The organism is Streptomyces fagopyri, from assembly GCF_009498275.1.
Classification (GTDB): domain Bacteria; phylum Actinomycetota; class Actinomycetes; order Streptomycetales; family Streptomycetaceae; genus Streptomyces; species Streptomyces fagopyri.
The window spans coordinates 56,494-77,505 of the sequence record NZ_CP045643.1 but is presented as its reverse complement, the minus strand read 5'-3'; the positions used below and the strand labels follow the sequence as shown (position 1 = coordinate 77,505).

16 protein-coding genes and 2 pseudogenes are annotated in these 21,012 nt (G+C 68.4%); 8 read left to right on the top strand and 10 right to left on the bottom strand.

The genetic code is table 11. From position 1 onward, the window contains the following. Positions 1-921: 921 nt before the first annotated feature. A complete protein-coding gene (locus GFH48_RS00360; protein WP_153286298.1) occupies positions 922-1,692 on the bottom strand; it encodes a crotonase/enoyl-CoA hydratase family protein in 771 nt (256 codons plus the stop codon). A gap of 51 nt (positions 1,693-1,743) precedes the next feature. Beyond that, positions 1,744-2,952, bottom strand: a complete 1,209-nt coding sequence (locus GFH48_RS00355; RefSeq protein WP_194280437.1) for a cytochrome P450 family protein — start codon at positions 2,950-2,952, stop codon at positions 1,744-1,746. A 528-nt stretch (positions 2,953-3,480) separates the two neighbouring features. Here GFH48_RS00355 and GFH48_RS00350 point away from each other — a divergent pair. Next, complete coding sequence (locus tag GFH48_RS00350) at positions 3,481-3,690, top strand: hypothetical protein (RefSeq protein ID WP_153286296.1); 210 nt, start codon at positions 3,481-3,483, stop codon at positions 3,688-3,690. Positions 3,691-4,503: 813 nt separating this feature from the next. On the opposite strand, the gene GFH48_RS00340 is transcribed toward GFH48_RS00350, so the two are convergent. From GFH48_RS00340 to GFH48_RS00330, 3 genes are all read right to left on the bottom strand, one after another. After that, a complete protein-coding gene (locus GFH48_RS00340; RefSeq protein WP_153286295.1) occupies positions 4,504-4,833 on the bottom strand; it encodes a hypothetical protein in 330 nt (109 codons plus the stop codon). 251 nt (positions 4,834-5,084) lie between these two features. After that, a complete protein-coding gene (locus GFH48_RS00335; protein WP_153286294.1) occupies positions 5,085-6,572 on the bottom strand; it encodes an FAD-binding oxidoreductase in 1,488 nt (495 codons plus the stop codon). A 227-nt stretch (positions 6,573-6,799) separates the two neighbouring features. Next, complete coding sequence (locus GFH48_RS00330) at positions 6,800-7,831, bottom strand: hypothetical protein (protein ID WP_153286293.1); 1,032 nt, start codon at positions 7,829-7,831, stop codon at positions 6,800-6,802. Between the two features lie 195 nt (positions 7,832-8,026). Between GFH48_RS00330 and GFH48_RS00325 the strand changes: the two genes are divergently transcribed. Continuing rightward, the gene (locus tag GFH48_RS00325; protein WP_153286292.1) at positions 8,027-9,094 is read left to right on the top strand and encodes a methyltransferase; all 1,068 of its coding nucleotides are present in this window, start codon (positions 8,027-8,029) and stop codon (positions 9,092-9,094) included. A gap of 299 nt (positions 9,095-9,393) precedes the next feature. Further along, positions 9,394-9,489, top strand: a pseudogene (locus GFH48_RS40265) (IS5 family transposase); the annotation flags it as partial. A 10-nt stretch (positions 9,490-9,499) separates the two neighbouring features. Here GFH48_RS40265 and GFH48_RS00315 read toward each other — a convergent pair. Further along, positions 9,500-10,021: a hypothetical protein gene (locus GFH48_RS00315; RefSeq protein ID WP_153286290.1), complete on the bottom strand. Its 522-nt coding sequence runs from the start codon at positions 10,019-10,021 to the stop codon at positions 9,500-9,502. A gap of 304 nt (positions 10,022-10,325) precedes the next feature. Between GFH48_RS00315 and GFH48_RS00310 the strand changes: the two are divergent. Then, positions 10,326-10,517, top strand: a pseudogene (locus tag GFH48_RS00310) (hypothetical protein); the annotation flags it as partial. Between the two features lie 371 nt (positions 10,518-10,888). Here GFH48_RS00310 and GFH48_RS40260 read toward each other — a convergent pair. Continuing rightward, positions 10,889-11,982 (bottom strand): IS630 family transposase gene (locus GFH48_RS40260; protein WP_456114881.1). Its coding sequence is split into 2 segments (ribosomal slippage): positions 10,889-11,515 and positions 11,518-11,982, totalling 1,092 coding nucleotides; the frame shifts between segments, so codons are not numbered across the junction. A 77-nt stretch (positions 11,983-12,059) separates the two neighbouring features. Between GFH48_RS40260 and GFH48_RS00295 the strand changes: the two genes are divergently transcribed. The 3 genes from GFH48_RS00295 (at position 12,060) to GFH48_RS00285 (ending at position 15,289) form a co-directional block, all read left to right on the top strand. Continuing rightward, complete coding sequence (locus tag GFH48_RS00295; protein ID WP_153286287.1) at positions 12,060-12,827, top strand: hypothetical protein; 768 nt, start codon at positions 12,060-12,062, stop codon at positions 12,825-12,827. A gap of 375 nt (positions 12,828-13,202) precedes the next feature. Next, complete coding sequence (locus GFH48_RS00290) at positions 13,203-13,358, top strand: hypothetical protein (protein ID WP_153286286.1); 156 nt, start codon at positions 13,203-13,205, stop codon at positions 13,356-13,358. Between the two features lie 410 nt (positions 13,359-13,768). Then, on the top strand, positions 13,769-15,289 hold the full coding sequence (locus GFH48_RS00285; RefSeq protein ID WP_153286285.1) for an integrin alpha: 1,521 nt from the start codon (positions 13,769-13,771) through the stop codon (positions 15,287-15,289). 412 nt (positions 15,290-15,701) lie between these two features. Here GFH48_RS00285 and GFH48_RS00280 read toward each other — a convergent pair whose 3' ends face one another. Then, a complete protein-coding gene (locus GFH48_RS00280) occupies positions 15,702-16,130 on the bottom strand; it encodes an IS30 family transposase (protein ID WP_265590161.1) in 429 nt (142 codons plus the stop codon). A 245-nt stretch (positions 16,131-16,375) separates the two neighbouring features. Between GFH48_RS00280 and GFH48_RS00275 the strand changes: the two genes are divergently transcribed. Further along, complete coding sequence (locus GFH48_RS00275; RefSeq protein WP_153286284.1) at positions 16,376-19,282, top strand: AfsR/SARP family transcriptional regulator; 2,907 nt, start codon at positions 16,376-16,378, stop codon at positions 19,280-19,282. 52 nt (positions 19,283-19,334) lie between these two features. On the opposite strand, the gene GFH48_RS00270 is transcribed toward GFH48_RS00275, so the two are convergent. Both GFH48_RS00270 and GFH48_RS00265 read right to left on the bottom strand, forming a co-directional pair. Beyond that, complete coding sequence (locus GFH48_RS00270; RefSeq protein WP_153286283.1) at positions 19,335-19,931, bottom strand: sigma-70 family RNA polymerase sigma factor; 597 nt, start codon at positions 19,929-19,931, stop codon at positions 19,335-19,337. Between the two features lie 176 nt (positions 19,932-20,107). After that, positions 20,108-20,995, bottom strand: a complete 888-nt coding sequence (locus GFH48_RS00265) for a hypothetical protein (RefSeq protein ID WP_153286282.1) — start codon at positions 20,993-20,995, stop codon at positions 20,108-20,110. Positions 20,996-21,012 lie beyond the last annotated feature (17 nt).

The following is a 21,012-nucleotide window of genomic DNA, read 5'->3' as shown; positions in this document are numbered from 1 at the left end:
GGCGAGTTGCCGCGGGGCGCCTTGTGGAGCTCTAGTCGATCGCCTCCCCATTGCGCGTACCGCCATTGCAGGTGTTGCTGACGAGATCGGGCATTCCTCCGCCCTGCTTGCATTCAGAAGGGGTTACATAGGATCGGGCGCCCTGCGCGGTGGCAGTGGCGGCGCTTGTGAGGCCGAGTCCAGCGAAGGCTGCTGTGGCGATGACGGCGGCGAGTGTTCGTCGAATGCGCATGTGGTTTCCCTTTCGCGGATTACCTCGATTGGGGCACTTGCCAGTTTGATCTTCGCCCATGTGGGTGGCACGCCATGTTGAGCCATTCGGGTGACGGTGCTGTCGGGTGGCGCCGGTGATGCGACCCGCCCGGACGAGCTCCGATGCGCGGGGGCGACGCGTCGTGGGGTGGAAGGGGCGCCATTGGTCGCAGCACACCCCTGCCGGCGGGCGGGGAGGACGCCCGCACAGCGGTGTCCTTCGACTCCAGCATCGGAGCACCCTCGCCTGTGTGGGGAAGATTCCTCCGCGCGCACTTGGTGGAGTCGAGTGAGCTTCCGGGAAGCGCGGTGCCTCGGGCGCGTATGCCGGAAACGGACAAAGGTCCCTTGAGAGATCCCCGGACTTGAGCCGGCGAGGACCACCGCCCTATATAAGGTCTCATCCGATAAACTGTCGGCCCGTTGTCTACGGTTTTGGTGTACCTGCCACAAGTTATGCGCGTTCCCTCATGGCCTTCTGCGCTTCGTCCTTCCACTGCCGCTTCTCGCGGGCCCGCTGCGCCTTCTTGTCCGCCGCATCGTTCGGGCAGTCCGGACCGGCGGGCCCACCGGCGCCAGCAAGGTATGCATCGACACGGCGGTCGAACTCTGACCAGAGTGCCGGCTGCGCGAGCCGGTCGCTGAATGCAGGGAGGTGGCCGCCGGATGTCATTGGTGCCAGGCGGGAGGGCGCTTTTCGGTGAATGCGTGGGCGCCTTCGGTGGCGGTGGTGGTGGTGAAGACGGGTGTGCTGAGGGGGTCTTGGACGGTGTAGGCGGTGTGGTCGTCGAGGCCGCGGGTTTCGCGGACGATCTGTTTTGTGGTGCGGACAGCGTTGTGGGAGTGGGTCTGGAGGAGTTCGGCCAGGGTGAGGGCCGCGTGGAGTGCTTCGCCTTTGTGGGTGAGCCGGTTGACGAGTCCGTAGCGGGCAGCGTCGGGGGCCGGCAGGGGAGCCGCGGTCAGGAGCATCTCCATGGCCACGTGGTAGGGGAGGCGGGCGGGGAGACGGATGGCTCCGCCCTCGGCGGCGATGAGGCCGCGGGCGACTTCGGGCAGGGCGAAGAACGCGGTGTCGGAGGCGGTGATGAGGTCGCAGGCGAGGGCGAGTTCGAAGCCGCCGGCGACCGCCGCGCCCTCGACAGCGGCGATGAGGGGCTTGTGGAGTCGTGCGCGCGTCAGCCCCGCGAGCCCTCGGTCGGCGACGACCGGGACGCCTTCGGTGGGGAAGGCTTTGAGGTCCATGCCCGAGCAGAAGTGGTCGCCTGCGCCGGTCAGGATGCCGACGGTCAGCGCCGGGTCGGTTTCCAACCGGGTGAGGGCGGTGTCCATGGCCTTGGCCAGTGATTGGTCGATGGCGTTGCGGACGCGGGGTCTGTTGAGGGTGATGAGCAGGACGCCGGGGTGTGGTTCGGTTACGGCCACGGGGTTTTGAGTGTCCATCGGGGGTGCTCCTGGGTGAGGGCTGTCGTGGAGGGGTGGCCTGCGGAAGCTTCAGTTCCGTACGACGGGCAGCGCGGCCAGTCCGCGCATCACCCGGGCCGGCCTCCAGGGCAGCTCGTCGGCCGGTTTGGCCAGTGTCACGGGACCCAGGCGTTGGAGCAGCAGGGGGAAGGCGACGGTGCCTTCGAGGCGGGCCAGGGCGGCGCCGATGCAGTAATGGGGCCCGAAGCCGAAGGCGAGGTGGTCGTTGGGCCCTCGGCTCAGATCGAGCTGGTCCGCGTCCGTGAAGTGGGTCTCGTCGCGGTTCGCGGAGCCGATCAGGAGACTGACGATGTCCCCCGTGCCGATCGACTGGCCGTGGAGACTGACCGGCTCCGCCGCACACCGGAACGTGGCGTCACGCACGGGGGAGTCGTAGCGCAACAGTTCTTCGACGGCAGTGGCGATCAGGCCGGTTTCGGCCTCGGGTCCGGTGAGCCGGGCGGCCTGGCCGGGATGGCGCAGCAGGGCGAGCATGCCGTTGCCGATGAGGTTCATGGTGGTGTCGTGGCCCACCAGCAGCAGGAGGTAGGCCGTGGAGCGTAGTTCCTCCTCGCTCATTGCCCTGCTGTCGTCACTGGCCCGTACGAGAGCGCCCAGCAGGTCCACTCCGCTGTGCTCGGCGCCTGCACGTTTGCCGGCGATCAGGGTGTCCAGCAGGGCATGCAGATCGGCCGCCATCCGCGCTGAGTCCAGGCCCGGAGTGGGGGCGATGGTGGCCATCAGGGTCTTCCGGGTCGCTGCGTTATCGAGTTCGTCGGGGACTCCGAGGATCGCGCAGATCATCCGGAAGGTCACAGGTGCCGCGAAATCCGCGATCACGTCCACGTGCGTATGCTGCTCGATCCGGTCGAGCAGCCGGTTCGCGGTGTCCGCAATGAAGGGTTCCAGTTGCGCGATGCGCCGGGGCACGAACGCGGCGTTCACCAGCGTCCGCAGTCGGGAGTGGTCCGGGGGATCGGCGTGGACCAGGTGTCGGTTCAGCCCGGCCGGCCCCGCAACATAGCCGGGCGCCCGGCCGGGGTCCTTGCTCAGCCGCCCGTCGCTCAGCAGGGCGCGGACATCGTCGTAGCGGGAGATCTGCCACACGGTGGTCCGCCCGGGTCTGCGGTCGGCGTGGGCGGGCGCATGTCGACGCAGCCACGCGAAGTAGGGATAGGGGTCTCGTACCCGAACGGACAGCAGCTCGGGTGGTGGGGACGGCACTACGGGAGCGGGCACGATAGCTCCGGGCTCGAAAACCGATGGGGACATCGCACCAACGATCAGTGGCGCCCGGAGGATGCGGAACTCGTCATTCCGATGGACCGGAAAACGCGAGCGCTCCGATGGAACGAGAGGCGGAGACAAGGTGTTGACGGGTGTCTTGCCCGGCCCGTCACACGGACCCCCGCCCCACCAACCCGTTGGCCCTCCGTCCCGGAGGAGTGTGAGGGGGTCTCACGCGACGCCTCGCTTCGCCGCGCCGGTGTATCGAAGGACAGGCGCGGTCTGGTCTGTGGTCGCGCGCCGGCGGGGTCCTCATGTTCGCTGTTTGCGACGAACCTGCTCACGGATACGGGGAGGCGGTGCGTGACCGGGAGGCGTTTCGAGGGGGTTGAACGCTTGCCTGCGGTGAGCCTGGCCGGCCCGGCTGCCGTGCTGTGCGCGGGGGCGCGTGTTGTGTGCTCTGTTCGGAGGACACCGGGTTGCTCTACTTTCCGGTATGCGAGGTGCTGAGGCCAGTGGCATCGGAGGAGAGGTGGCGGTGTGCGGAGCGTTCTGCGGGCCGGCAAGGTGATTTCGTTCGACCCCGCGCAGGGGCTGGGGGTCATCGTGCCCTGTGGCGGTGAAGAACACGTTCCGTTCCAGACGGAGGCGGTGAGGTTCGTGGACGTGGTCGCGGAGGGGCAGATGGTCATCTACGCGATCGAGCGTGCGGATGCCGCCGTACGGGCCGTGGAGGTACGCCCCGCCTAGCAGGTTCCCGGTCCCAGGCTCAGTGGAGCCCGCTGGGACTTGAGCTCCTTTTGCCCGGGCGCCCTCGCCCCGACATTCGACGCGATCGAATCCGGGGACCGAGGCGGAAGGGCGGCAGGTCGTGTAGGGATCATGCTGCCCTGCTCCCTGTGGCGACCTCGTCCTTCTCCGTCGGAGGCGTCATCGAGCACCTGCTCGTGGACGAGGCCGGCCAGATCTGGGTCGGGCACTTCGACTGGGAGACATGGTCTCGGCGGACTCCTCCCGCCCGGTCTCGCCGGCTACCACGACGGGGCCGAGGTCTCCCTTCCGGTCGCGTTGGGACTGGTCCGGGTCATGCTCCGCGACCAAGGTGCATGGTGCCGTCTGGAAGCGGGGGATGTGTTCACCGTGCATGTCGGGTGGGACCAGTACGTGTACGTGGGCGGCGACCGGTTCTGCGCGGACGCCGTGGCCCGTACACGGGAACTCGGTCTCTTCCCGGAACCGATGGCGCCCCCCCTACGCGGTGGAGCTGGAGGAGCCGGACGTGACGTGGGCGGCCGACGTGTGGTTCACAACTGGATCCGCGTACCCAGCAGAAGGTCCGACGCCACGGCCACTGTCCGGGCGCCAGGCAATTCCCCTACCTCGCCGGCACCTTCTGACGGAAATGGCGGACACAGACCACCGCCAACCCGTCTGGATCCGAGGTGAACGGGTGAGAGTTCGGACGTATCGCACCACGGTCCAGCTCGAGATCTGACGAACCCACTGGCGCCGACCACCACGTCAGCCATGTCCCAAAGCCTAGTTGGAGAATAAACAGGCGGGTCAGGGCGGTGGTGGGTCGGGTTGTGCCCAGCCTGCGCGGTAGGGGTGGGTGCCGAAGTGGTCGGCGAAGTCCTGGTCGGCGCGCAAGCTGTTGTGTCCGTCCTGGATTCGCGCGGACGCCCAGGCGAGTGCCTGCGCCCACAGGCGGCTGTCGGGGTGCGGCGACCGGTCGACGGCGGTACTGAAGTCGTGCAGTACCTGTGAGGAGTTGAGTTCGCGGGCGGTGACGGCGGCGCGGATCTCGCGGTACTCGGCCTCGGTGCGGAGGCGGTGGCAAGGGCAGCAAGGATCTGCTGGGCCCTCCCGCATGGCCTGACGGCTGAGCTGCATGCGGCCGGGCCGGTGCATTCGGTCGGATCGCCGTCGGAGCACGCGCATCTGAGGAACGTGCGGACGGTGTGCCACTCGGGGTGTGTCCGGTCGCTGCGGCAGAGGCGAAGGGAGCGCTCCATGGACTGCGGTCTCTTGGTCGTACTCGGTGATCTAAGTGGACCGATCGGCTGCCAGGGCCGGTGTCCGCTGTGACGGCGCTTGTGTGCTGAGTGGTGTGGTGAGTGCGGCCGGCCGGATGGTTCAGGGGCTCAGTGGCGGCCTCGGGCAAGCACGCCGTGCGGGTCCAGAGCGCGCTCGAGTCGGTCGCGGAGTACGGCCTCCGGCCCCGTTCCGACTGGCGTCAATGGATGGTCGATGTCGGTGCGGTAGACGGTGAATCCTTCGCGTGCGAAAGCGTCGTGCAGGCGGTCGAGGGTGCGATGGGCGTCCCGTACCGCTGTCGGGTTCTCGGGTGGGAAGCCGAGGGTGACGACGTGGTCGAGGGCATCGGAGTCGAGCACGTTCATCGTGATCCCCGGCGGCGTTGTCGCTCCCACGAGGCACTCGCGGGTCAGGGCGGCCGCCCTGCGTACCGCGGTGCCCTCGAACGGAACGATGGGCAGGAAGAGCAGCAGCCCGCGGGCCCGGTCGATGCAGCGAGCACAGTGGCCGGTTTTCCGCAGGAAGAGCGTGTCGTGAGGGTCGGCCTCACCCGCGTAGGCCTGCTGTACCCATCGGTCGGCGGCCGCTTCCGGGCCCAGGGTCAGCCCAGCCTTCGTATCGCCCAGTCGGCCGGTGATGATCTCTGTCGCTGCCCGCACCAGGTCCTGGTCCCCGGCGAGACAGACGTGGGCGAGGTAGCGGCCTGGCGTCCCGTATGTCCGTGCGGCCACCGGGTCGTAGATCTTCGCGTTCGGGCAGATAAGTCCCTTTTCGGTCCACTCTCGCAAAGTGTCCACACCTCGCTCGGGTCGCTGCTCGTCCAGGAGCATGGGCAGGACCCGGACGGCAGCTGGGCGGGGCAGGAGGCGAACGACGGCCGCGGTGACGACCGCCCAGGAAGACTGGGTGAACAGATGGTTCAGGGAGGGGCCCCGCCCGTGCGGACGCACCACCGTCCCTGCCGTGCCGGGCCACCAGCCCGTGCGTGTGGTGGTGCCGTCGGCGAGGACGAGTTCGAGGCCGGCCAGGTCATCCGTCCGTCCCCGCTGCAGGCCGACGCCGCGCTCCAGCAGGCCACCGATCACCGACGTGTGCTGGGAGGAACCGGTGAGGTTGACGATCCGGGAGGTTCCGGCGAGGTGCGCGGCGAGCCGGCCCTGGGTGACGCCCGGTTCCACGATCGCGTACCCGCGGCGGATATCGGACTCCCGGATCCGGTCCAGACCCGAAAGATCCAGCACGGTGGCGCCGTCGAGAACCGGGCTGCGTGAGCCCAGTCCCCAGTTGAGGCCGGTCGAGACAGGGTGCAGTGCCGAGCCATCGGTGCCGGCAGCCCGCACCGCCGCCGTCACCTGTGCGACGGTCGTGGCCCGGACCACCTTCGCGATCGTCCTGGTCCTGAACCGTCCTGCCTCAACACCGGGCTTCGGCTGGGGAGAGAGCGCGCCCTGGTCCTGGCGGCTGACTTCGGAGCCGGTGAGGCAGACGGCGCACGCTGCAGCCTGTGCCGGCACGGGCGGGTGCATCTGGGGAACGTCGGTGGGACGTGGCTCGTCCGCGACGCGGACGCGGGGGTCGGGCTCAGAGAAGGACACCGGGGTCTCCTGGATCGTGAGAAATTGCTCCCAGCCGTCCGCAGGCCGGAGCCAGGTGCTGAGCCCTTGGCCCGGGCCCGGGCCCGGACCTTGGCGAGAACTGTGCACACACGGGCAGGTGGCGGCAGAAGCTAAGCCTGTTCACGAGCGAGCCGGTCACTCCGGCCCCTCGCGCGCACCGCTGCGCCAGCCCTCAGCCTGCGGGGGCGCACCCGTCTCAGAAGGCGTCAGCGCGCGCACTCCTGGTCGGGCACGAGTTGCCGCAGCCGCTGGTCTGCGAGTTTGCGTGCCGCTACGACCCCGCTCTCGGGGCCCGCAACGTCTGCTGCCTGCGTATGCGGAATCGGGGCCTCGGCCTGCATGGGCGGTACGGCCGTCCGCGTGCGAGAATCCGGTGCTGAGGGGTCTTGGCCGACGGCGGGCCGTCCGACGCCATGCCGGGACTGGGCCATCAGGAGGCTGGGTTCGGTGGAGCCGCCGAAACGGTCGCAGACCCATACGTGAGCGTCGTAGAGCTGGCTCACGCCCGCGTGAACGGCTTCGGCCGACCGCAGCGCTAGACGGTCCAGTCCGCCACCGTTCTTCAGCGCGCGCATGACGGACACGAGATGCTGGTGGTCGCGGGTCTGCAGGCCGCTGAATCCGGCGTTCACGGCGGGCGGCACCATCGTGTCCCGCACCTCGCCGTACCGGTGCGGAGGGAAGTCGGCGGCGTAGCGCATGCAGGTCGAGGCGCTGCGGCACAGCCAGGTGAATTCCCGCACCGCCTCTTCCTCCTGCGCGGTGCCGGCCGCCTGGTCCACCCCCGACAGGGCCGAGCTCAGCAACTGCAGTACGACGAAGAAGCGCTGATGTCCAATCAGCCAGCGCAGATGTGCTGCCGCGGAGGCATCGGAGGGTGCCCACTCGCGGCTCTTGACGGGCAACGACAAGCCCCCGGTGAGGAAGGCGGTGACTCCCAGCAGCTCTTCGGGTTCGCCGCCGAGTGTGGTTCCGGCTGCCGCCAGGTCCATCCGTACCAGCAGATCGCTGACGAGGACAGCCGTGGCGAGGAGAGCGGCGCTGTCCCCTTGAACCCGCTCCACCGCGAAGTGCCGGTCATGGATGCGGCTGCCGGTCGGAGGCTCGAGGACAACCTGGCCGCCGACGCTGTGTCCCGTCGCCCAGTCCAGCAGCCTTCGCCGGGCTTTCGCTGCACTTGTGTCGTCGCTCATGGCCGCTTCGTAGGTCATGGGCGCCCGTTCCAGCAGGGCGGTCAAGGACCGTCCGACGGCGGCTGTGCCGGCGGGAAGTTCGTCGGGGAGCGGGAGGCGGAGCGTGGTCGACTCGTCAAATTTTGTACCTTGAGGCACGGAATCTCCCACAACAGAGTGTTACGTTACGCATTGACGGCACTACTGTAAGTGGTCGCACGGAGTGCTTTGATCCACCCCCTTCCTTGATCGGAAACCACGATGTCGACCACGCCCCTGGTGCCCGGCCCCGCCCCGTCCGCCACCACACCCGTACCCACCCCCATCCCGCTGATGGAACTCACCACCGGGTTCTGGCGGTTCAAAGCGCTGGCCGCCGCTGTCGACCTCGGCCTGTTCACCACCCTGTCCGGGCTTCGCGACGCCAGCGGCCCCGAACTGACCGCGGCCCTGGATCTCGACGCCCGGCCGGCCCGCATGCTCCTGGCGAGCTGCACCTCTCTCGGCCTACTGGTGCGCGAGAACGACCGCTACCGCAACAGCGACACGGCGGAGCACTTCCTCGTCGAGGGCCGCCCGCACTGGTTCGGCGGATTCGTCCGATACTCCGACCGGCACGCCTATCCCGCCTGGCACCAGCTTCAGGCAGCCCTGCGCACCAACCGCCCCACCACCTGGGACCCCGACACCCAGGCGTCCGCCTTCGTCACGGCAGACCCCGCGATCCTCGAGGACTTCTGGGGCGCGATGTTCACACTCTCCTCCTTCACCGCCGACGCCCTCGCCGACGCCCACGACTTCACGCCGCACCAGCGTCTCCTCGACGTGGGCGGCGGCACAGGCGCTTTCCCGATCGGCCTGTGCCGCCGCCATTCGCACCTCAAAGCAACCGTCCTGGACCTCCCACGCATCACTGCGATGGCCCGCGAGAAGATCGCCACCAGCGGCCTCAGTCACGCTGTCGCCACGCACGACGGCGACTTCCTCACCGACCCGGCCCTCCCGACAGGCCACGACGTGATCCTGCTCAGCATGATCCTGCACGACTGGGACGAGGCCACCGGCCGCGCCCTCCTCGCCAAATGCCACGCGGCCCTGCCGCCGGGCGGTGCGGTCATCATCTGCGAACTCGTCCTCGACGACGACGAGACCGGACCGGCTCCTGCCGCGCTGATGGGCCTGAACATGCTGATCGAGACCCGATCCGGCCACAACTACACCCACGGCGAATACACCGACTGGCTGACCGGTGCGGGATTCACCGACACCACCACCGTGCCGCTCGTCGCGGCCGGGGCGAACGCCGCCATCATCGCCCGCAAGCCGTAGCGGGCCTGACAATTCGTGGACTCGCGCAGCGCCCTGACGCCAACGTGGTGACGGGCGCCCGCGATGCGGTGGGTAGGTCCATTTTTTGACTCATGCGATGACAGCCGGGAGTTGTGATGCCGCGCCCGACTGACTCGGCCAAACGGCGTGACCTGCTGGTCAGGGTCCGTGAATACATGATCCGCAACGGTGTGGCGGGTCCGTCCCTCCGCCTGCCCGCCCGGGGCCTTGGGACCAGCGATCGCATGCTCCTCCACTACTTTGGAAGCAAGGAGCGCATGGTCGCCGAGGCAGTTGCCGTCAAAGGACACCGCGCTGTCGCCACGCGCTTCGAAAGGCTCGCCGTTCGCTACGAGGCGACCGTCCTCGTCGCTGCCATCAACGAGTGGCTATGACCCTCGACCGTCACGCGGTGGGATCCACGTTCCATACCGCGGGAAGATCGCTGCCGCAGAAGACGCAGACGAAGTCGTCCTCGCGCACGATGTTGTGCTCCTGGCAGTCGGGGCACCGCCGGAACACCACCTCGTGGGTGAAGCCGGAGGGCCGCCGGATCCCTACCGCGTCCAGAGCGCGGGCCACCTCCACCCAGGAGGCCACATCCGGGCAATAGCCGGTGGACTGGTTGCTGACCTCGCTCACGGTCCACCGGTCCGCCTCGCGTACGAAGCTGATCTCGCCGGCACTCAGAACCACGTCTCCGCCGGCACAGGCCACGTGCTCGCTTCGCCGCGGCGCCAGCCGAAGCACACCGTCCATACCGACCACGAAGGTGAACGGCTCGACCAGCTCCACCGCCGATTGCTCCACGATCCAGCCACCGAAGTCAGCCGCCGAACCGATCCGACGACCGCCGTCGCCATGCCGGACCGCAGCCTTCAGCTCGACCGGCCCGACATATCGATAACTCCGCTCCCGCCCACTCACGTCAGTCAACCTAGAGCACTTCCGACACACGCCCCAGGCGCCCAGGAGCGCGGACGGCGTCCGCACCGTGGCGGTCTTGGCCTCGATCGTGCCCGAGCCGGCGACGGCGCAGCGATCTCTGCCGTCAGCACGCTCCACCAGCCGGGTCGGGGCGATCCTGTGGTGATCAGATCATTGCCGCACCGCATACAACTGCCTGCAGCCCTCCCCTGCCGGACAGTTGGCCGCTGAGGATGATCCTCCGGCCGGTGCGCCCACACGTCCGGTGCGGGCCGTGGGGGAGAGGACGGGCTTGCAGATGGGAACGACGAGCCTGCAGTTCAAGGCGTCGGGCGTCTCCTCGTACACGACCGTCAAGAAGACGACGTCGAGCAGCACCGGGTCACTCAAGACCACGGTGAAGGTCACCAAGTCGGGGACCTGGCGCTGGACGTACTTCGGGAACTCCACCTCCGGAGCGAAGTCCTCGTCCGGAGATTATGTCGCCGTGAAGTAGACGGTGCGCCTGGCCTGCTTCCCCACGCATCGTGACGGCGTGCGCGGCGCGGCAGCGCGCTGCTTGGCCAGGTAGGTGAACTGGCCGCTTGCGCCTGGGCGCGGAGCGCGCCGACCGCGGGGGACGGTCACCGCACCATCGAACTCGCAGCCCACACGTCTGCGCCTGTGGAGGGAGCGGCGGTTGAAGGAAGGTTCAGCAGGCCGGGTCGGCGGACATCTGGGCCTTCTTGAGAGGATGGATGGTTCAGCAGCGACGGTGTAGCCCGGGTTATCGCTCACCCATGCCTGACGAGGTGCTGCGGGTGTCATATCCTCAGCCGACCTGCCATGCCTGCGGCCGGGGGGATTCACGGCCGCGGCAGGCCCTAACTACTGATCTGTTCGGGGTGTTGTCGGGCTGTGGGTGAGGCTGAAGCCGGTGCTCGCGAGGCAGCCGTCGATGAGCTCGGGGTGACGCTGGATGCGACGGAGTCCGCGGCGTAAGACGCGCTCGAGGTGTTCGTGATCAGTGAATGCGACGTTAGCCAGGGGGCCGCGCCGCAGCAGTGACCACACGCTTTCCACCGGGTTCAGATCTGGTGCGTAGGAGGGAAGTTGCACGATGGTGAGCCAGTCGTGTTCGACAGCGTACTGGCGCATCCCGGCGGTCCGGTGGGTGTTGAGGTTGTCCCAGATCAGGACGATCGGGGCGCCGAGCTGCAGGTGGGCGCGCACGATCAGGTCGCGGTAGTCGGTCCAGGCGAAGCTCTTCCGTTCTTGGCCGGGATGCTTGCGGTGACGGTAGGGACGGTAGATCAGCCGCGATGTCTCGCCGGGCTTGTAGCAGCACAGGGCGGCGATCGAGAAACGGCGCCAAGAGCGTCCTCGCACCCGCACGACCGGCGTGTGTCCCCGCCGGCTCCAGGTGCGGGCGACGGACGGTGTCATCGAGAACCCTGCCTCGTCCTCGAACACCACATAGGCCCCGAGCGCCGCCGCAGTCATTCCACGTGCGGCCAGACCTCCCTCTTCCACAACCCCACCGCGTCCTCGTCCCGCTCCAGCGCCCGGCGAGCGGGCGACTGCCAGGACCAGCCGTGCCGGTGCAGTAGCCGCCATACCGCTGCCGAGGAGCAGTCCAGCTCGAACTTCCGCCAGATCAACGCCCGGATCCTGGCCAGCGTCCAGCGCTGGTCCTCCCAGCCGTGCTCGGCCGGCCCCCGTGCCAACTCCCGCTCCAGCTCGGCGAACCGCTCATCGGACACTGTCGGCATCTTTGCAGGACCCGACGACGCCAGCGCATCCATACCGCCCGCCCGCCAGACACGCCTCCAGCGCTCCACCGACCGCGCACTGACCCGCAAATCCTTCGCGATGACCACGTTCTTCTCGCCCCGCGCGAACCGCTCACCAGCCTCGAAACGGATCCGCTCCCGAGCCTGCTGCCCCTCGGCGGTCAACCCGCCACCCTGCGCATACCGCATTCCATCGGCGTACCGCAGGGATCATCCGCCGTCACGCTCCACGACAACACTCCGAAGAGATCAGTAATTGGGGATCCATGCTCATAAGATCAGTAGGTGCCGTCTTCACCGGCGCCCTGGCGCTTTCCGCTTCCGCAGTCTCCGCTCCGGTCGCCCATGCGACGGAGACCGGCGTCATCATCCAGAAGCTGTCCGTGAACGGTGGCAAGCCCATCGTTCTTGGCACGTCCCAGACCGAGTCGTTCACCATCTCGGTGACTGCCTCGGACGATTCGGGGATCAGTAAGGATCTCGCATTCCTCGGGATCGACCGGGAGGTCGGCAACGACTACTGGTCGTACCACGGGACCCCGAAGTGCACCGCGGTGAACGCCACCACCTCCACCTGCACGCTCACCTTCAAGCTCGACTCCGGCTGGGGTGTGCCCCGCAACGCCCTCGCGGGCAAGTGGGACGTGACCGTTCAACTGCAGTCCAAGGACGGCGACTTCTACAACAACGGCGGCGCCACCAAGCACTCGGTCCTGCGGCGCTCCACGCTCAGCGTCAACGCTGCGCCGGAGCCAGTGTCCAAGGGCAAGCCGATCACCGTCACGGGCAAGCTGGCCCGTGCCAACTGGGACAAGCGCGTCTACGCCGGTTACACCAACCAGCCCGTGAAGCTGCAGTTCCGCAAGGCGGGTACCACGACCTACAAGACCGTCAAGACGGTCAACACCAACTCGACAGGCAACCTGTCGACGAAGGTCACGGCAGCGGCCGACGGCTACTGGCGCTGGTCCTTCGCGGGCACGTCCACCACACCGGCAGTCAACGCCGCGGGTGACTACGTCGACGTGCGCTGATAGCTCGCTCCGCCAGGCGCGCCCGCTGGAGATGGATCTCGTACGCATTCGGTACGGCCGTTTCCGGCTGGCAGCCTGGCGGTTCGAAGGTGGTGCATCAACTCGGTCCACACAACCTTGAGTCGGCTCCGAACCGTGACGGGGGACCGGCGAACAGGATGTTCTCAGCGGCGTCGGGGCGATTCTGGCAATGGTGATGCGGTCGCGCGGGCGGCGGCGAGCATGATCTTCGCGTGCGGGCATTCAGCTTCCTGAAGGATCCTGGTGGGACTGGGACGTGGTTGCCTGGAACGCCGGGCAGCTCCGGCTCACAGCCGGTCATGATCTGACCTACCACCATGACCCCAGCGCCACCGGGAAGCGAGGGTACCCACCATGGAGTACGTGAACTACACGCCGCCGGTCGGCAGGCTGAAGCACCACCATCCCGAGTTGACCGACCACCGCCTCCCGGATGGGAGGGAGACCTTCGTCGAGCACGATTACACCGCCAACGGACCGTGCCGTCGATACGGCGCCTCCGAGGAGTGAGCACTGCACGCTCGTCCACCCCGGAACCCGCCTGACTTACCCCGCGGTCCTGACCGCAGCAGCCTCGGCGACCAAGAGCCCCGGCAGTACGTCTACCTCACCGAACATGTCGGCGCCTGCCCGAACACCTGATCAGCCACCCCTGCCGAACCGCTGTCATGCACCAACTCGCCTAACGGCTGGGAAAGTTGCGGTAAACCTCAGCGCAACCAACCGCCACTCCAGTGAGTCGTACTGGGCGGTGTGAGAACGGGTACGCCGGAGCCGTAAAGTGTTCCGCTCTGAGTTCGCCGGTTTCGTGGCCAAGGGTTTCGCCCACTTCGACGTCCGCGCTCTCAGCACGGTCGGGAGAGTGGCCTGGCTCGGCGACGCGTTCCCGCACCTTGTTCTCCGCCTACGTCAGGACAACCATGACTTCCCGTTCCCTTCCTCGGCGTCGCAGGCGGCTTGTCGTCGCCAGTGGAATCGCCCTGGTCAGCGGTGCCGTGCTGGCGCCCGTCGTCAACGCCGCCACCCCGGCCGCGACGACCACGGCGACGACCGTCACCACGCCCAGCACCAAGCGCCTGCACGACGACTTCAACGGCGACGGCTACCCCGATCTGGCGATCGGCGCGCCGGGCACCCCGTTGAACGGGCAGGCGAAGGCGGGGGCCGTCAGCGTGCTGTACGGCTCGTCCGGCGGGCTGTCGACCTCGCGCAAGCAGACGCTGACCTGGGCGAGCCGGTCGACGGCGCCGCAACAGACGGGCTACGGCAGCAACCTGCAGAGCGGCGACCTCGACCGGGACGGCTACGCTGACCTGCTGTCGCTTGTGGACATGTCTCCGATCAGCGGTTACGACGGACGTTTCCTGGCCGTCAACTGGGGTGGTTCCAAGGGGCTGTCTGCCACGCCGACCCTGCTGGGGAACGTGCCGGCGAGCTCCCGCGGCGTCTTCGTGGTCGCCGATGTCGACGGGGACAGGAATCCTGACGTGGCGGCGTGGGGTGACGACTACGGCGATGAGAACGCGCCGGGCGACGGCTCCGTGCTGCACGGCCCGTTCAAGCGCGACGGCAGCAGCGCGAGGACGACCCGGTTCACCCTGTTCCCCGGCGAGGAGTGGTACGCCATCGCGATGGCCGCCGGTGACGTGACCGGCGACGGCGTTGCCGATCTGGCCGTCAGCGTCAGGCAGCAGGACGCCGAGGCCGGTACCGGTGGGGTCGCCCTTCTGACGGGCGGTCCTTCCGGGTTCACCTACAAGGGCCTTCTCAAGGACTCCCAGGGCCGGCTCATCCGCGGCGATGATGTCGCGATCGGTGACCTCGACAAAGACGGTCACGCTGACATCGTCGCCGGCCACTCGGTCGACGGCACCGACTACGACATCGGCCTCCCGGTCAAGGGCGGTGCCATCGCCGTCGTCTACGGCGGCCGGAACGGCGTGTCCACCACCCGCAAGCCGGTGTGGATCAACCAGGACACCGCAGGCGTACCGGGAGTGGGGGAGTGGGGTGACGGCATGGGCGCGGGCCTGTCGATCGGCGACACCAACGGCGACGGCTACCCCGACGTGGCAACCGGCCTGCCCGGCGAGGACTTCGACGGCCTCACCGACGCCGGCACCGTGCTCGTGCTGCGCGGCAGCGCGAACGGTCTGACCACCACCGATATCAAGTCGTTCAGTCAGAACACCGCCGGGGTACCTGGCACCGCGGAGAAGCTGGACCGTTTCGGCGGCGAGACCGCCCTCGTCGACGCCAACGGCGACAAGAAGGACGGTCTCGTCGTCGGCGACTGGTCGGAGAACGCGAACAACGGTGCCGCGTGGGTCTTCTCGGCCGCCTCCGGCGGGATCACCGCGAGCGGTTCCTTCTCGTTCGGCTCGTCCACCATGGGCCTGCCCGCCACCGGGGCCCTGTTCGGAGGCTCGGTGGGCGACTGACGGCGACACACCGCCTACGCCACGCATTCACTGTCGTCGAAATCGCGGTGGGAACCACCCGGCACGCCATCACGATCGCACGTCGCATCATGGGAGTTGTGTGAAGTACAGGATCGCTCTCCTGGCGTTCTTCGTGGTGCCGGCGCTGTGGGGACTGAACGACCCCGTGAGTGCCCTCACAGCGTCGACGCAGATCGTGTGTTCCGGGGAGAACGTGGGCAAGGACGGAGAGGGGCGCCCTGGCCCGGGAGGGGAGCGCCCTGGCCCGATGAGACCAGAGGACACGCAGTGTGCCGTGCTGAAAGGGGACCTCGGTGTGGCGACCCGCACCTACGAGCAACAGCAACGTGGAGATGGCCGAATGGCAGAACCGGCCGCTCGACCGCGGGAGGTTTCCACTGATCGTTGCGCATCAGCGGTAGGCGAGTTCTCTCGACCAGCGTCTCATGGCCTCGGCTGGGGTGCGGACTGCGAGGACTCGGCGTGGGCGATCGTTGCGTTGTCGTTCGACTTGCGCAAGGTCGCTGGCCGTGTCGTGCGCGAGGCTGGTGCCCTGGGGGAAGTATTCCCTCAGTAACCCGTTCGTGTTTTCGTTGGTTCCGCGATGCCAGGGTGAGTGCGGGTCGCAGAAGTGGATCCGAAATCCCGTCGAGCCTTCGATCTGCTCGTGGTAGTAGAGCTCGCGGCCCTGGTCCCAGGCGAGCGTGCGCCGTAGGCTCGATGGCTGGCCGCGCCGCTGCGACTGACGTTCCTCCTGCTGTTGCAGGGCCTGTTGCTTGGCGTACTCGGACCGCAGCGCGAGAAAACCCGTCAGACAGCTACCGATCAGAGTTCCGGTCATTCCCGTGCGCGAGAGGAGCACAGGACCGGCCACATCCCATGTCTGCGCAGGCGGACCCGTGATCACTCCTGTCGCCCGGCGGTCCGGTACCTATACAACCCGGGACGCCATGGAGTCCGGTTCCTTCGTCGGCACTGTGGTGGGAGGTCGGCGGATTTCCATAGTGACGTCGTCCATGCGAACGTCTCGCCGTAATCTTCGATTCGGTCTGACGTTCGGCGTCTCGGCCATTACTGTTCTGGACCGTGGAGGAAAGCGGTCTAGAGGCCCTCCGGTTCTCCCTGCTCGGCCCATTGCGTGCCTGGCGTGGGTCCGACGAACTGGCGCTCGGATCCCCTCAGCAGCGTGCGGTGCTCGCGATGCTGCTGGTGAGCCGGGGGCGGGCGATCGGGGTGGCCGATCTCGTGGACGGGGTGTGGGGCGCGCGGCCACCCCGGGGCGCTGTCGCGGTGGTGCGTACCTACATTTCACGCCTCCGCAAGCTGTTCGAGCCCGAGCGGACGCCGGGGCGGCCGTCCGGGCTGCTGGTCTCCATCGGGGACGGATACGCCCTGCGGACCGACTCGATCTCCAGTGACCTGGCTGATTTCGAGGAGGCGGTGACGCGGGCCGAGCGCCGTCGTGTCGCCGGTGACGGAGCAGGCGCGGTCCGGTTGCTGCGTACCGTGCCGGCTACCGGGAACGGTGCGGCACTGGCGGGCGTGCCCGGTCCGTACGCCGAGTCCGCGCGGACCGATCTGGCCGAACGGCAGCTGGGCGCCTTGGAGTTGAGGCTTTCCCTGGAGTTGGAGTTGGATCGGCACGAGGCGGCGGTGCCGGAGCTGCTGGCGCTGCGTAACGCGCATCCGCTGCGTGAGGCAGTGGTCGAGCTGCTGCTGACCGCCCTGTATCAGTGCGGGCGGCAGGCCGAGGCGTTGGATGTCTACGCGAGCACGCGTCGCGTGCTCGTCGACGAGCTGGGCATCGAGCCGGGCCCGTCCCTACGAGCCGTACACGCCCGGATCCTGGCGGGAGACCCCGCGCTCGCCCGGCTGACTTTCCACGGACCGACCGGTGACGCCCGTGCTCCGCACAGCTCCGAGGCCGTCCCTTCTCCGGAGCCGGACGGTCCGTCGCCCGGCCGGCGTGCCAAAGCCGTTAACCCGGCCCAACTCCCGGCCGATCACGCCTTGTTCATCGGCCGTCGCATGGAACTCGATTACTTGGCAACCCTGTTGCCCGAGGGAAATGGCCCGCCCAGCGCCGCGGTCATCGCGGTCATCGACGGAATGGCGGGGACCGGTAAAACCACTCTCGCCGTGCACTGGGCGCACCGGATCGCCCACCGATTCCCCGACGGCAGCCTCTACGTCAACCTGCGCGGCTTCGACCCGCACGGCTCCCGGCTGCTTCCGGGCTCGGCGATCGAGATGTTCCTCGTGGCGCTCGGCGTGGGCCCGCAGGCTGTTCCGGAGGGACTCGACGCCCAGGCCGCCCTCTACCGCAGTATCCTCGCCGACCGGCGCGTCCTGATCGTGCTGGACAACGCCCGCGATGCGGAGCAGGTAAGGCCGTTGCTGCCCGGCACGCCCGGCAGCCTCGTCATCGTCACCAGCCGCAACCGTCTCGGAGGCCTCGTCGCCGGGCACGGTGCCCATCCGCTCACGCCAGGTCTGCTGAGCGCCGAGGAATCGTACGAGTTGCTGTCCCGGCGGCTGGGCGACACCCGTGTCGACGCTGAACCGCAGGCCGTCGCCGCGATCACCGAACTGTGCGCCCGACTTCCGCTGGCCCTGGCCATTGTGGCGGCCCGCGCGGCCCACCATCCCGGCTTCAAGCTCGCCGATGTCGCCCAGGAACTCCGGTCCCACCACGGCAGTCTCGACGCGTTCGTCGGGGACGACGCCGGCACTGATGCCCGTGCCGTGTTCTCCTGGTCGTACCAGGCCCTGTCGTCCGAGGCCGCCGGGCTCTTCCGCCGTCTCGCCCTGCATCCGGGCCCGGACATCACCACCGTCGCGGCGACCGCGCTGGCAGGCGCGCCACCCCGTCGGGTCCGTGTCCTGCTGACCGAACTCACTGGGGCGAGCCTGCTCATCGAACACGCTCCGGGCCGGTTCGTCTTCCACGACCTGTTGCGCACCTACTCCGGCGAACTCGCCGAGACGGAGGACAGCGAGAGCAGCCGCGGCGCGGCTCTGCTGCGGATGCACGACCACTTCCTGCGAACCGCCCACAATGCCTCCTCGGTTCTCGATCCTTTCCGTGAAACCATCGACCTGCCGCCGAGCGCAACGGGCAGCGAACCCCGTCGGTTCAACGACCGCGCGCAGGCGAGCACTTGGCTGCGTACAGAGCGGTACGTCCTGAGCGCGATCGTCGAACACGCCGCCGCACACGGCTTTGACGAACACGCCTGGCGCACCGCCGCGGGCCTGGACGTCTACTTCAACCGGCTCGGTTTCTGGCACGACCTCCTGAAGATCAACAGCGTTGCGCTCGCATCGGCGCGGAAGATCGGTGATCCCATCGGTCAGGCGTACGCCCTGTGCGGTCTGGGCGTGGCCCACTCGCAACTCAACCACGCGGAGCCCGCGTTGGAGTACCTCGAACGTTCGCTGGAACTGTTCCGTTCCGCTGGCAACCCGTTCGGTCAGGCCCGGGGCCATCGTGCCCTCGCCTATCTCGCCAACCGGACGGACGGACGCGGCGTCGCCCTCGAACACTACGCACAGGCCCGCGCGCTGTTCCGGGCCGAGGCCGACCGCAACGGCGAAGCCGGAGTACTCAATCAGGTGGCCTGGACGTACATCCTCATCGGTGACCACGAGGTGGCCCTCAACTGCTGTCGGGAGAGTCTGGCCCTCTATGAGACGATGGATGATCCGTACGGCGTGGCTTCGACGCAGGACACCCTCGGCTATGCGTATCACCACCTCGGCCAGTACCCAGAAGCCATCGTGCAGTTCGAGCGGTCGGCGCGCCTGTTCGCTGAGATCGGAGACCGCTATCTCGAATCCGACGTCCTGCGTCACCTCGCGGATACCCACCGCGCCACCGGCGACAAGGGCGCGGCTCGTGCGGCGCTGCGGTCGGCACTCGCGCTGCTGGAGGAGGTGGGCCACTCGGACGCCGAGGGCGTGAGCGCGGTCCTGAGTGATCTGGACGCCTAGGAGGCGGAGGCGCCGACAGGCCTTGACGCCTTCATGGATTCAAGGCCGTCGATCAGCAAGTCACGTCCGTCTCCGTGTCCGGCTTCTCCTCCCGCAGCTCGTCCACCACTACTCCGTGTTCCCGCAGGGCCAGGCGCAGGCTGCGCAGCGCGTAGTACACGCGGGACTTCACGGTGCCCCGCGGAATCCCCAGGTCTTCCGCGACCTGCTGGGTGGTGCGGTCCGCGAAGAACGTAGCCCAGAGCACCTCACGGTGTGCGGGCGTGAGCGTCTGCAGTGCCTTGTGCAGCACCATGGACGACAGCAGCCGTTCTACGTCGTCCACCTCGGAGTGCACGTCGACCAGCCAGTTGGTGCCGCTGATCTCCGACGGACGCGCCATCCGGGTCCGGTGGGCGTCGATGACGAGGTTGCGGGCGACCCGGAACATCCAGGGGCGTACGGCCATTCCCTCGGCGTCGGTCAGGTTGCCCTTGTTCCAGCAGCGCAGCAGCGTCTCCTGGAGGACGTCCTCAGCGCGGTGCGTGTCCCAGTCCAGCATGCGCAGCACGTACGAGTAGAGGGCCGGCCCGTGTTCCAGATAGAGGTCGCGCAGTGCCCGTTCCTCGGGCGAGACCGCGCTTGCCGATCCGATGGCAGTCACGTTCATGGAAGTGCTCCTGCTCCTCGGGTTGACCGCCCGGGCCGTTCGCGGGCCGGGCGGTGTTCGTGGGGAACGGAGTGTTCCGGGGGACGGTCCACGTCTGTTTGACGCCTGGTGTACGAGGTGATTGACGGGCCGGTCAGCGCGAGTGCGCCGGAGTGCGCGTGGGCGCGCACGAGGCCTCAGATGTGCGCCCCCTCCAGCGTTGTCACGTATCCGTGGACCTCTTCGGCGAGTTCGGCGTGGCCGGACGGAAGCGGACCCCGACGGCCCAACATGTCCCACATGTGCAGCAGTTCGCGTCCATGGGTCACGGCGGCCTGGGAGTCGTCGAGCCGCTGCCAGGCCGCCGCCGCCCGCGCCACGTCCATCGGCGCCCGCTCGTCCCCGGCGCCACACCGCATCCGTGCCACGGCCAGCGCCAGAACGACGGATTCGCGGTGGTCGCCGCGCAGATGCGCGAGGTATGCCTCCATGGCTCGCGCCTCCACCGCGTGCGGATGCTCGGCGCCCAGCGAGCCGGTCAGGCGTTCGCGCAGTGCGGTCGCCCGGGCGAACGCCTCGTCGAGCCGGCCCGCGGCCCCCAACGTGTTGATGTGGCCGATCTGTTCGGCGAGCTCGGTCGGAAGCAGGTCCTCGTCAGGGACGGGCTCCGGCACGGCGGTGCGGGTGGTGGTGGCGGTGGCGTGTGCGCGGGAGACCGCGGTGGCGATGGCGGTGACGGCGGTCACCGTGACGGTGGGCGGGGGCACATCGTCGGCGGACGGCTCGAAGGCCGGCCCGGGTTCCGGCCGGGAAGCCGACCGGGGTTCGGGTTCCGGTGTTTCCCCGGAGTCATACGCGAGGACGTGGCTGGAGCCGTCCGGCAGCACCCGGAGGACGAAGTGGGCCGCGTCGGGGCCGTCGCCGACCGTGGCGTCCACGGCCGCGCCGGACTCTTCGGCGTACCGGTGCAACTGGTCGAGTACGGCCTCGTGCACGGACTGGCCGGGGGCGGGGACGAGCGGATCGCCGTTGATCTCGGCGAGGCCGTCGCCGGAGACGTACACCTTGAAGCGGTCCAGGTCCATGTCTGTACTCCTCGTAC

What these genes read in the sequence shown, in the direction of transcription:
- GFH48_RS00325 (WP_153286292.1), top strand. Translation starts at nt 8,027, where the DNA reads ATGTCGACCACGCCCCTGGTGCCCGGCCCCGCCCCGTCCGCCACCACA.
- GFH48_RS00285 (WP_153286285.1), top strand. Translation starts at nt 13,769, where the DNA reads ATGACTTCCCGTTCCCTTCCTCGGCGTCGCAGGCGGCTTGTCGTCGCC.
- GFH48_RS00295 (WP_153286287.1), top strand. Translation starts at nt 12,060, where the DNA reads ATGCTCATAAGATCAGTAGGTGCCGTCTTCACCGGCGCCCTGGCGCTT.
- GFH48_RS00340 (WP_153286295.1), bottom strand. Translation starts at nt 4,833, where the DNA reads ATGCAGCTCAGCCGTCAGGCCATGCGGGAGGGCCCAGCAGATCCTTGC.
- GFH48_RS00265 (WP_153286282.1), bottom strand. Translation starts at nt 20,995, where the DNA reads ATGGACCTGGACCGCTTCAAGGTGTACGTCTCCGGCGACGGCCTCGCC.
- GFH48_RS00290 (WP_153286286.1), top strand. Translation starts at nt 13,203, where the DNA reads ATGGAGTACGTGAACTACACGCCGCCGGTCGGCAGGCTGAAGCACCAC.
- GFH48_RS00280 (WP_265590161.1), bottom strand. Translation starts at nt 16,130, where the DNA reads ATGACCGGAACTCTGATCGGTAGCTGTCTGACGGGTTTTCTCGCGCTG.
- GFH48_RS00360 (WP_153286298.1), bottom strand. Translation starts at nt 1,692, where the DNA reads ATGGACACTCAAAACCCCGTGGCCGTAACCGAACCACACCCCGGCGTC.
- GFH48_RS00270 (WP_153286283.1), bottom strand. Translation starts at nt 19,931, where the DNA reads ATGAACGTGACTGCCATCGGATCGGCAAGCGCGGTCTCGCCCGAGGAA.